Origin of the sequence: Streptomyces sp. cf386, from assembly GCF_900103585.1 — a bacterium.
GTDB lineage: Bacteria > Actinomycetota > Actinomycetes > Streptomycetales > Streptomycetaceae > Streptomyces.
The window spans coordinates 477,446-490,268 of sequence record NZ_FNHV01000006.1 but is presented as its reverse complement, the minus strand read 5'-3'; the positions used below and the strand labels follow the sequence as shown (position 1 = coordinate 490,268).

2 protein-coding genes are annotated in these 12,823 nt (G+C 73.6%); both read left to right on the top strand.

The window, feature by feature from the left end:
* The first annotated feature begins 175 nt into the window (after positions 1–175).
* Entirely contained in the window at positions 176–11,989 is an 11,814-nt protein-coding gene (locus BLU79_RS18425; protein WP_177001066.1) for an amino acid adenylation domain-containing protein, read from the top strand.
* Complete coding sequence (locus tag BLU79_RS18420; protein WP_093906874.1) at positions 11,986–12,804, top strand: ABC transporter permease; 819 nt, start codon at positions 11,986–11,988, stop codon at positions 12,802–12,804. The genes BLU79_RS18425 and BLU79_RS18420 overlap by 4 nt, the downstream gene beginning before the upstream one ends.
* The last annotated feature ends 19 nt before the right edge of the window (positions 12,805–12,823 follow it).

Genomic DNA, 12,823 nt, shown 5'->3' with positions numbered 1-12,823 from the left:
GCGCTGTCAGCGCGCTCGACCACCATCGATTCACGACGCTGCCCCGCCGGCTCCGGACAGCCGGCGGAGGCAGCGCTTCATGCGTGGCCCGGGGCCCTTGAGCGCCGAGTGCTGATCGCGCTGCGACGGCCGGGACGGCTGCATGGACCTGGTGAACCTTTCCGAGGGGATTGCAATGAAGCGTGTGCCGACGGCCGGCCTGCCGCTCACCGCTGGCCAGAAGGACATCTGGTTCGACGAGAAGCTCACCGGCGGCGGTGCCACGTACAACACCGCGATCTACTGGGACATCCAGGGCCCGCTGGACCGCGAGCGGTTCACCGCGGCGCTGGCCCGGCTCGCCGAGGAGTCGGAGTGCCTGCGGGCCCGCTTCTTCGAGGTCGACGGCGAGCCCCGCCAGGTCGTCGAGGACCTCGCCGAGCTGCCGCTGACCGTCACCGACGTCAGCGGCGCCGCCGACCCCGTCGCCGCCGCCAACGAAGCCATCCGGGCGGACCTGCGGGTGCCCTTCACGGTGGGCGGCGACGCGCCCCTGTTCCGGTTCAGCGTGTTCACGCTCGCCGCGGACCGCACGATCTTCTGCCTGCTCAACCACCACCTGGCGTCCGACGGCTTCAGCTACGTCATCTACTGGCAGCGGCTGTCCGCCATCTACGAGGCGATGACCGCGGGCACCTCCCTCGACGAGGGGCGCTTCGCCCCGCTGAGCACCCTGATCGAGGCCGAGGCCGCCTACGGCGACTCCCCGCGCCAGGAGCGCGACCGGGCCTACTGGACGGACCACTTCGCCGACGCCCCCGAACCGCTGACCCTGGCCCGGCGGGACGCCGAGCCGGCCCAGTCGTTCCTGCGCGAGGGGACCGTCCTCGCCGACGACCTCGCCGAGCGGCTGCGGACCGTGGCCTGGGACGCCCGGGTGACCTGGCAGACCGTGCTGGTCGCCGCGCTGGGCGCCTACACCCAGCGGATGACCGGGGCGGACGACGTCATGCTGTCGCTGCCGGTCACCGCCCGCGTGGGCGGCACCCTGCAGAACATCCCCGGCATGGTCGTCAACTACCTGCCGCTGCGGCTGCGGATCGGGCCACGGACGACCCGGGGCGAACTGCTCGCCGCCGCGCACAAGGAGATCACCGGCGCCCTCAAGCACCAGCGCTACCGGGTCAGCAAGGTACGGCGCGGCATGGGGCTGGCCAGCGACGACCGGCGCCCGTTCGGCCCGTTCCTCAACATGATGCCGCAGATCGAGAAGCTGACCATCGGCTCCTGCGAGGCCGTTCTGCAGAGCCCCTCCACCGGTCTGGTGGACGACCTGGAGTTCACCGTCGCCGACAAGGGCGCGGCCGGCGTCGGGGTCGACCTCAGCGCCAACGAGAGCCGCTACGACCGCGCCGAGGCCCGTGACCACCTCCAGCGGTTCATCGCCTGGCTCGACCGCTTCGTGACCGCCGGCGCCGACGACCGGCTCGGCGCCCTGGACCTGCTGGCGCCCGGCGAGCAGACCCGACTCACCCGTGTGCTCACCGGCCCCGAGCGGCCCGAACCGTACCTCGGCGTCGTCGAGCGGGTACGCGCCCGGGCCGCCGAGCGCCCGGACGCCGTGGCCGTGACCGACGACGCGGGCAGCCTGACCTACACCCGACTGACCGGCCGGGCGGGCGCGCTCTCCCGACGGCTCACCGGATCCGGTCCGGTGGCCCTGCTGGTCGAGCCCGGGCGGGACTTCGTCGTCGCCGAGCTGGGCGTGCTGGGCTCCGGCCGTGCCTTCCTGCCGCTCGACTCGCGCTCGCCGCACGCCCGGCTGACCGCGCTGCTCGCCGACAGCTCGGCCACCTGCCTGCTGGCCGACGAGGCCAACCGGGAACTGGCGGAGCGACTGGCGGCGGAGGCCGGGCACCGGCTCGACCTGCTGGTCCTGGACGGTGCCGAGGACGCACCGGAGGACCTCCCGCCGGTCGTCGGCGGTCCCCAGGACCTGGCCTACGTCATCTTCACCTCCGGGTCCACGGGCAAGCCCAAGGGCGCGATGGTGCAGCGCGGCGGCATGATCAACCACCTGCTGGCCAAGGTCGAGGAACTCTCCCTGACCCGCGCGGACAGCCTGGTGCACAACGCGCCGGTGACCTTCGACATCACGGTGTGGCAGACCCTGACCACCCTGCTGGTCGGCGGGCGGATCCGTGTGGTGAGCCGGGAGACCGCGGCCGACCCGGACGCGCTGTTCGGCGTCATCGGCGACGAGGGCCTGACCACCCTTGAGGTGGTCCCCTCCCTGCTGCGCGCCACGCTCGACGCCTGGGACACCACCGGCAACGCCCCGAAGCTGCCCGGCCTGCGCTGGATGATCTCCAACGGAGAGGCGCTCGCCCCCGAGCTGTGCGACCGCTGGTTCGCCCGCTACCCGGCGATCGGGCTGGTCAACATGTACGGCCCGACCGAGTGCTCGGACGACGTGACCCACGCCTACGTCCGCCACGGCGACGTCCTCGACGGGGCGTACGTCCCGATCGGCCGGCCGCTGCGCAACACCCGGCTGTACGTGCTGGGCGACGAACTGCGGCCGGTGCCGCAGGGGGTGCCGGGCGAGCTCTTCATCGGCGGCGCCGGTGTGGGCCGCGGCTACCTCGCCGACCCGGGCCGTACGGCCACCACCTTCGTGCCCGACCCGTTCGTGGGCCGGGGCGCGCGCATGTACCGCACCGGCGACCGGGTGGTGCTGCGCGCCGACGGACAGCTGGACTTCATCGAGCGCCGCGACCACCAGGTCAAGATCCGCGGCCACCGGATCGAGCTCGGCGAGGTCGAAGCGGCGCTGCGCGCACTGCCGGGCGTCTCGGACGCGGTGGTGACCGCGAGCGCCGACCAGGTCGGCCAGAAGCGGCTCATCGGCTACTACGTGCCCGAGCAGCCCGCCCCGAGCACCGACGCGGTCCGTGACGGACTCGCCGGCGTCCTGCCCGGCTACATGGTGCCGGCCGCCCTCGTGGCCCTGGACCGGCTGCCGCTGACGGCGCACGGCAAGGTGGACCGCAAGGCGCTGCCCGTCCCCGACTTCGCCGCGCCGGCCGCCGCCGTGGCCGACGCCGCGTCCGAGGCCCCGCGCAACCCCACGGAGCAGCTCGTCGCCCAGGTGCTGGCCGAGGTGCTCGGGTTGCCCTCGGTCGGCCCGGACGACAGCTTCTTCGCCCTCGGGGGCGACAGCATCAGCTCGATCCAGGTGGTCAGCCGGGCCCGTAAGGCCGGGCTGGTCGTCACCTCCCGCGACGTCTTCCTGCACCGCACGCCGGCCGCCATCGCGGCAGCCGCGCAGCCCGTGGAGGACAAGGCCCAGACGGCCGCCCAGGACGGCGTCGGTGAGATCGAGCCCACCCCGATCGTGGACCAGCTCCGCGAGGAGCTCGCCGAACATCCCGACGCCGCACGGGAGTTCAGCCAGTACGTGACGCTCACGGTTCCGGCCGGAACCGACAGGGAGCAGCTCACGACCGCCGTACAGGCGCTGCTGGACACCCATGACACGCTGCGGATGCGGCTGTCCGTCCCGGCCCCCGGGCTCTGGTCCCTGGAGACGCTGCCCGTCGGCGCCGTGTCCGCCGCGGACACCGTCACCCGGGTCGACGTCTCCGGCGCCGACGAGGATCCGCTGCCCGACCAACTCGCCGCCGCGCGCGGCCGGTTGAAGCCCGAGGACGGGCTGATGGTGCAGGCCGTGCTCCTCGACGCGGGCCCGGACCGGCCGGGCCGCCTGCTGATCGTGATCCACCACCTGGCCGTCGACGGGGTCTCCTGGCGCATCCTGCTGCCCGACCTGGAGGCCGCCTGGAACCAGCTGACCGAGGGCCGCCCGGTGCGGCTCGACCCGGTCGCCACCTCCTACCGCGGCTGGGCCCAGGCCCTGTCGCAGGAGGCCCGCACCGCCCGCCGCGCGGCCGAACTGGCCTGGTGGACCGCGCAGTCGGGCGCCGACGAGCCGCTGCTCGGCACCCGCGCCCTCGACCCGGTCCGGGACACCCACGCGACCGCCGGCGAGGTCACGATCGAGCTGACCGCCGAGCAGACCGCCGAGCTCCTCACCTCCGTCCCCGCGGCCTTCCACGCGGAAGTCGACGAGGTCCTGCTGACCGGCCTGGCACTGGCGGTCGCCGACCGGCGCCGACGGCACGGAGCCCCCGCCGCCCGGACGGTCGTCGAGCTGGAGGGACACGGCCGCGAACCGATCCCCGGCGAGCCCGACCTCTCCCGCACCGTCGGCTGGTTCACCAGCGTCTACCCGGTCGCCCTGGACCTCGGCGACCTCGACTGGACCGAGATCGCGGACGCCGGCGCGAGCTGCGGCCGGGCGCTCAAGCGCGTCAAGGAACAGCTGCGCGCGGTGCCGGGCCACGGCCTCGGCCACGGTCTGCTGCGGCACGTCAACCCGCAGACGGCCCGGGTGCTCTCCCGGCAGCCGGTCCCGCAGATCGGCTTCAACTACCTGGGCCGGTTCACCGCCGGCACCGGAGCGGCCTGGCAGATGGAGTCCGGCGCCTCCGGGCAGAGCGCCCACCCGGACACCCCGCTGCGTCACCCCGTCGAGGTCGTCTCGGTCACCGAGGACCGCCCCGGGGGACCGGTGCTCTCGGCGACCTGGACCTACGCCGGCGGGCTGCTGACCGAGGACGACGTCCGGGAGCTCGCCGAGGGCTGGTTCCGCTCCCTGCGCCTGCTCGCCGAACACGCCCGGCGTCCCGGGGCGGGCGGCCGTACCCCCTCCGAGTTCCCGCTGGTGACCGTCGGCCAGGACGAGATCGAGGCCTACGAGCGCGAGGTCGAGGAACTCACGGACATCCTGCCGCTGTCGCCGCTGCAGCGCGGGCTGCTGTTCCAGGCCGAGTTCGACCGGCACGGGATGGACGCCTACACCCTCCAGGTCCTCATGGACATCCAGGGGCCGCTGGACAAGGGCGCGCTGCGGCGGGCCGTGGCGGCTCTGCTGGAGCGCAACGACGTCCTGCGGGCCTGCTTCCGCGACCGGGACGCCGGCGACCCCGTGCAGGTGATCCCCGGAAACGTCGAGGTGCCCTGGTACGAGGTCGACCTGACCGACAGCGCGGCGGACGGCCGGGAGGCCGAGACGATCCGGCTGACCGACGAGGAGTGGCTGCGCCGGTTCGACGTGGCCGAGGCCCCGCTGACCCGGTTCACCGTCTACACCCTGGGCCCGGACCGGTATCGGGTGGTGTGGACCGCCCATCACATCCTGGTCGACGGCTGGTCCCTGTCGGCCGTCCTCGCCCACGAGCTGGTCACGCTGTGGTCCAACGGCGCGGACACCTCGGCACTGCCACCGGTCGCCTCGGTGCGCGGCTATCTGGAGTGGGCCGGCGCCCAGGACAAGGAGGCCGCGCGGACGGCGTGGCGGCAGGAGCTGGCCGGAGTGGACGAGCCCACCCGGCTCGGCCCGGCCGACCGGGACCGGGTCGACTCGCTGCCCGAGACCTGGAGTGTGGAGCTGCCCGAGGACCTCACGCAGGCGCTGACCTCGTGGGCCCATGCGCGCGGCCTGACCATGAACACCGTCGCGCAGGGCGCCTGGGCGGTGGCCCTCGGGCGGCTGACCGGCCGCCGGGACGTCACCTTCGGCGCGGTCGTCTCCGGACGCCCCGCCGAACTGCCGGGCGTGGAGCAGATGGTGGGCTCCTTCATGCACACGCTGCCCGTGCGGGTGACCCTCACCCCGCGCACCACGCTGGAGGAGATGCTGGTCGACCTCCAGTCCCGTCAGCTCGCCCTCGAACCGCACCAGCATCTGGGCCTGGCCGAGGTGCAGCAACTCGCCGGGGTGGGCGAGCTCTTCGACACCGTGGTGAGCTTCCACAACTACCCGACCGGTGTGCTCGACCGCATCGGCGAGCACATCCCCGGGCTGTCGATGCTCGACTGGCAGGCCCGGGTGATCGCCGAATACCCGCTGGCGCTCGGTGTGTTCCCCGGTGACCGCCTGCGGCTGGAGGCGCAGTACCGCTCCGACGTCTTCGACGTCCAGGGGGTCGGCGCGATCGTGGGCCGCTTCGTGCACGTCCTCCAGGCGCTGGTCGCCGCGCCCGGCGCGCGGCTGAGCACCGTGGACGCACTGGGCGACGACGAGCGCGGCCTCCTGCTCGGTGACTGGGCCGGCCACGCGGCTCCGGTGGCGTCCCGCCCCGCTACCGAGGTCTTCGAGGAGCACGCCGCCCGCACGCCGGACGCCGTCGCGGTCGTCGACGGCGACGACGAACTCACCTACGCGGAACTCGACTCCCGCGCCAACCGGCTGGCCCGTCTGCTGATCGACCGCGGCGTCGGTCCCGAGGACCTGGTCGCGGTGACCCTGCCGCGCTCGGCCACGATGGTGGTGGCCGCGCTCGCGGTCCTCAAGGCGGGCGCGGGCTATCTCCCGGTCGACTCCGCCTACCCCGCGGACCGCATCGGGTACATGCTTCAGGACGCCCACCCGGTCGCCGTACTCACCACGGAAGAGATCGCGGCCGGCCTCCCCGACACACCGGCGGCCGTCGTCACCGTCACCACCGACGGCACGCTCGGCGACCTCGCGCGCTACGACGACCACGACGTCGTCGACGCCGAACGCCGCGCCCCGCTGGACGCCCGCCATCTCGCCTACGTCATCTACACCTCCGGCTCCACCGGGCGGCCCAAGGGCGTCGCCGTGGCGCACCAGGGCCTGCTGGCGATGGTCGCCAGCCTGGTCGAGCGGTTCGGGCTGGACAGCGACACCCGGGTGCTCCAGTTCGCCTCGTTCAGCTTCGACGCGTCGGTCTGGGAGATCATGCTGGCGCTGCTGGGCGGCGGCACGCTGGTGATCGCCGACGAGGAGTGCCGTACGCCCGGCCGGCCGCTGGTCGACCTCATCAACAAGGCCCGGGTCAACCTGGCCGGTCTGCCGCCGGTGGTGGTGGGCGGACTGCCCGAGGGCAGCACCCTGCCCGCCGATCTGCGCCTCGCGGTGGCCGGCGAGGCCGTGCCCGCCGAGGTCGTCGAACGCTGGGCGTCCGGCGTGCGGCTGTACAACGGGTACGGCCCGACCGAGGCCGTGGTCAGTTCGACGGTCGCCGGCCCGCTGTCCGGGACCGGCCGGCCGCCCATCGGCCGCCCGACCTCCGCGCACCGCGTCTACGTCCTGGACCGCGACCTGGCGCCGACCGCCGTCGGCGTGACGGGCGAGCTGTACGTCTCCGGCGGACTCGCCCGCGGCTATCTGCGCCGCCCGGACCTCACCGCCCAGCGGTTCGTGGCCGACCCGTACGGCGCTCCCGGCGAGCGCATGTACCGCACCGGCGACCTGGTGCGCCGGCTGGAGGACGGTCAACTGGACTACGTCGGCCGGGCCGACGACCAGGTCCAGCTGCGCGGCTTCCGGATCGAGCTCGGTGAGATCTCCTCGGTGCTGCTCGCCCAGGAGGGCGTGGCCCAGGCCGCGGTCACCGTGCGCGAGGACGAGAGCGGGGACCGGCGGCTGATGGCGTACGTCGTCCTCACCGACGAGGACGCCGTCGCCGAGGGGCTGCGCGAGCGGCTGGCCGGCGAACTGCCCGACTACATGGTCCCGTCCGCGGTCGTGGCCCTGCCCGAGCTGCCGCTGACCCCCCAGGGCAAGCTCGACCGCAAGGCGCTGCCCGCGCCGAGCGCGCACACCGCGACTCAGGGACGCGAGCCCCGCAACCCCGTCGAGGACATCCTCCGCAGCCTGTTCGCCGACGTGCTCGGCCTGGACCGGGTCACCATCGACGACGACTTCTTCGACATCGGGGGCCACTCGCTGCTGGCGACCCGGCTGGTCAGCCGGGCCCGTACGGCGCTCGGTGTGGAACTGCCCATCCGTGCGCTGTTCGAGGCGCGCACGGTGGCCGCCCTGGCCGGGCAGCTGGACACCGCCGACGCGGCCCGCCCCGCCCTGGCACCGGCCCCCGCGGACGCCGGCCGGCCGCTGTCCTTCGCCCAGCAGCGGCTGTGGTTCCTCAACCGCCGCGAGGGGCGCGCCACCGGCACCTACAACTCGCCGATGACCTTCCGGCTCACCGGTCGGCTGAACGCCGAGGCCCTGCGGGCCGCGGTGCGGGACGTCGCGGCCCGGCACGAGGTGCTGCGCACCGTGATCCCGGAGACCGACGGCATGCCGTCGCTGCGGGTGCTGGACGCCGACGACGGCGGTCCGGAGCTGAAGGTGCGGGCCCTGTCCGAGGACGGTCTGGCCGCCGCCCTCGACGCCGAGTACGACCTCGGCTTCGACCTGACCAGTGAAACGCCTTTGCGGGTACGGCTGTTCAGCCTCGGCAAGGACGAGCACGTGCTGCTGCTGGTCTTCCACCACATCGCCTTCGACGGCTGGTCGATGGCGCCGCTGCTGGGCGACCTGTCCGCCGCCTACCGGGCGCGCTGCGCCGGCGGGGCCCCCGACTGGGCGCCGCTCCCGGTGCAGTACGCGGACTACGCGGTCTGGGAACGGCAGCTGCTCGGCTCCGCCGACGACCCCGACAGCCATCTGTCGCAGCAACTGGCCTACTGGAAGCAGACGTTGGCCGCTCTGCCCGACAAACTGGCCCTGCCCGCCGACCACCCGCGGCCGGCCGTGAGCGGCAACTCCGGCGGCGAGGTCATGTTCGAACTCGACGGCGAGCTCTACGCCGCCCTGGTGGCCATCGCCCGGCAGGCCGGCGCCACCGAGTTCATGGTGCTCCAGGCCGCGTTCGCCGCCCTGCTCACCAAGCTCGGCGCCGGGACCGACATCCCGGTCGGCACGTCGGTCGCCGGGCGCACCGACGACGCGCTGGGCGAGCTGGTCGGCTTCTTCGTCAACTCCCTGGTGCTGCGCACCGACACCGCGGGCGACCCGGCCTTCACCGAACTGCTGGCCCGGGTCAGGGAGGCCGACCTCGCCGCCTACTCGCATCAGGACGTGCCCTTCGAGCAGATCGTGGACGCGCTCAACCCGCCGCGCTCGCTGGCAAGGCACCCGCTGTTCCAGGTCATGCTGACGCTGCAGAACAACGAGGACGCACCGCTGGTGCTGCCCGGTCTGACGGTGCGCCCCGCGTTCGTCGAGTCCGGCCGGATCAAGGTCGACCTCGCCCTGCAACTGCTGGAGTGGCCCGAGGACGGCTCCATGCGGGGCCTGCTCGGCTACAGCACCGACCTGTTCACGCGGGCCACCGCCGAGCGCGTCGTGGCCGGCTTCGTACGGCTGCTGCGCGAGGTGGTCGCCGACCCGGACGTCCGGCTGAGCCGGCTGGACGTGCTGGGCGACGACGAACGCGCCCAGGTGCTCACCGGGTGGAACGACACCGCACGGGAGGTGCCCGGCACCACCCTGCCCGAGCTGCTCGCCGCGCAGGCCGCCCGCACCCCGGACGCCACCGCGGTGCTGGCCGAGTGGGGCTCCCTCACCTACGCGGAACTCGACGCCCGCTCCAACCAGGTGGCCCGGCATCTGATCGAGGCCGGGGCCGGCCCGGAGAAGGTCGTGGCGCTCGCCCTGCCCCGGTCGCCGGAGGCGGTCGTCGCGGTGCTCGGCGCCTTGAAGTCCGGTGCGGCCTATCTGCCCGTCGAGGCCGACGAACCCGTCGAGCGGATCAAGCGGATGTTCGCCGAGGCCGGGCCGCTCAGGGTGGTCACCACCGGTGGCCTCGCCCGGCGGATGCTGGCCACCGGGACGACCCCGGTGGTGGTGGACGGACCGGCGGTGAAGGCCGCGTCGACGGCGGCGGTCACCGACGCCGACCGTCCGGGCCCGCTGCGCTCCGCGCATCCCGCCTACGTCATCCACACCGCCGGCGCGGGCGGCCGCCCCAGGGGCGTCGTCGTCGAGCACCGTGCGGTGGTCAACTACCTGGCCTGGGCGCGGGAGACCTACCACCGCGTCGGCGACGACGCGCTGCTGGCCACCCCGTTGTCCTTCGACGTCTCGGTCACGGGACTGTTCCTGCCGCTGGTCACCGGCGGCACGGTGCGCCTGGCCGAACTCACCGAGGACGACGCCACGGCGCGCGGCGGAGCCGCGTTCCTCAAGGGCACCCCGAGCCACCTGGCGCTGCTGGGCGCGCTGCCCGACGGCTGCTCGCCGAGCGGCGAACTGGTCCTCGCCGACGAGCCCGTGCTCGCCGAGCGGCTGGACGAGTGGCGCGCGGCCCACCCGCGGGTCCGGGTGGTGACCGAGTTCGGCCCGACGGAGGCCACGGTCGGCGCGCTCTCCCGGACCGTCGAGCCCGGCGAGGAGACCGGCTCCGGCGTCCTGCCGCTGGGCCGGCCGATCGCCAACGTACGGGCATACGTCCTGGACCCCTGGCTGGGACCGGTCGGCCCAGGTGTGCCCGGCGAGCTGTACCTCGCCGGCGACGGCCTGGCCCGCGGCTACGCCGGCAGCCCCGCGGCGACCGCGGAACGCTTCGTGCCCTGCCCCTACGGCCCGCCCGGCTCCCGGATGTTCCGCACCGGCGACCTGGTGAAGTGGGGCGCGGACGGCGAACTGCGGCACGTGGGCCGCTCGGACGACCAGGTGCGGGTGCGCGGCTTCCGGGTCGGCCTGCGCGAGATCGAGGAGATGCTGGCGTCGCAGGCGGCGGTGGACCGGGCCGCGGTGGTGGCCCGTGAGGACCGTCCCGGCGATGTCCGGCTGGTGGCGTACGTCGTACCCGCCGAAGGGGCCGCGGTGGACACCGACGCCCTGGCCAAGGCCGCGGGTTCGGCGCTCGCCGCCTACATGGTGCCGTCCGCGTTCGTGGTGCTCGACGCCCTGCCGCTCACCGCGGACGGCCGGGTGGACCGGGCCGCGCTGCCCGCGCCGGAGGCGGTCCGGGACACGGCCGGGACCGCACCGCGCGACGAGACCGAGTCCGTGCTGCACGACATCGTCACCGAGGTGCTGGGGCTGCCCGGGATCGGGGTCGAGCAGAGCGTCTTCGACGTCGGCATGGACAGCATGAAGTCGCTGCTGCTGGTCAGCGGGGCACGCAAGGCCGGTCTCGACGTCACCGTCGCCGATGTCTTCGTGCACCAGAGCGTGGCCGAACTCGCCGAGGTCTGCCGGGGCGGCCCGGTCGAGGCCGCCACCGAGCCGGAGCGCACCGGCGCGGAGGTGATGACGCAGGCCCTCGCCGCCCCGGCGGAGCCCGACATGGCCGATCTGTTCAGCGCGATGCTGTGCATCCGGCCGACCGGGAGCCTGCCACCGGTGTTCTGCGTGCACAGCGGCGTCGGCTTCAGCCTGCCGTATCTGCCGCTCGCCCGGCACATCGGTGCCGAGCACCCGATCTACGGCATCCAGGCGCCCTGCGTGGTGGACTTCGCGCCGCTGCCCGGGTCGATCGAGGAGATCGCCGCCGACTACATCCGGATGATCAAGGAGGTCCGGCCCGAGGGCCCGTACCACCTGCTCGGCTGGTCGTTCGGCGGCACCATCGTCTACGAGATGGCCGTCCAGCTGCGGGCCGCCGGCGAGGAGGTCGGCGTGCTCTCCGTCCTCGACGCCTACCCGCGCACCGGGGTCCCGGACGACCGCGAGGAACAGTCGCTCTACGCCTGGCTGCTGGAGGGCATCGGGCACCATCGCTCCGAGTTCGGCGACCGGGACCTGACCGTCCAGGACATCTTCGAGACCCTGCGCCGCGACAACAGCCCGCTGGCCCGGATGGGGGAGCGGCGGATGGCGGCGATGGTCGACCTGATGAGCCATCACCAGACACTGAAGTCCCTGTACGCACCCGGCCGTTACGAAGGGAAGATGCAGCTCTTCGTCTCCGAGTCCCCGCTCTCCGACGGCGAGCAGGCGAACAAGGTGGGGCTGTGGAAGCCGGTCTTCGACGGGCCGATGGACGTCCACCACCTCGCCTGCACCCACGACGAGATGATGAGCAACGGACCGCTCCAGGAGATCGGCCCGGCCATCACCGCCGAACTGGCCCGCTGGCACGCCGAGAACGCCAAGTCGGCCGAGAACGACGGGCGGCGGTCATGACGGCCGCCGCCGCCACCCGGCCCGCCCCCGTGGCGGCGCTCCTCACCGAGATCTCCGCGGTGACCGGCCGCCGTCTGCGACACCTGCGGCGGGCGCCCGCCCGGGTGCTGGGCGTGGCGCTCAGCCCGCTGGTGAGCATGGTGATGCTCGGCTATCTGTTCCGGGACTCCATCACGCTGCCGGACGGAGGCACGTACGGGGAGTACGTCTTCGCCGGCGGCGCCGTCCAGGTGGCCCTCGCCTGTGTGGGACCCACCGCCATCTCCGTGGCGCTGGACCTGCACGGCGGCATGACCGACCGGTTCCGCTCGCTGCCGATCAGCCGCTCCGCGGTGCTCTTCGGGCACACCTTCGCCGACCTCCTGGTGGGTCTGCTGGGGCTGGCCGTCGTCACCGGCTCCGGACTGCTGCTCGGCTGGCGCCCGCACACCGGGCCCTGGTCCGTGCTCGCCGGCTTCGCCCTGATCGGCGCGTTCATCTACGTGATGCTGTGGCTGGGCGTGCTGTTCGCGCTGACCCTGCGCAACGTGGAGACGATCAGCGTGATCACGCCCTTCGTGGTGATCGTGCTGCCCTTCCTGTCCAACGCGTTCCTGGCCCCGCAGAACATCCCGTCCCTGATCCGGCCGGTCGCGGAGTGGAATCCGGTGAGCGCCGTGATCGCCTGCTGCCGCCGGCTGTGGGGCAACCCCGCGAGCACCGGCGGCACCTTCCCCGCCGACCACCCCTGGGTGGTGGTCGCGGTGTCCCTGGGCCTGCTTCTCGCCCTCTGCGTAACGGTGAGCCTCCGCCGCTACCGCACCGCGGGCGCCTGACCCCTGGAGAGAGACAGCA

Excerpts from the sequence above, each read along its gene's own strand:
- BLU79_RS18425 (WP_177001066.1), top strand. The coding sequence starts at position 176 with ATGAAGCGTGTGCCGACGGCCGGCCTGCCGCTCACCGCTGGCCAGAAG.
- BLU79_RS18420 (WP_093906874.1), top strand. The coding sequence starts at position 11,986 with ATGACGGCCGCCGCCGCCACCCGGCCCGCCCCCGTGGCGGCGCTCCTC.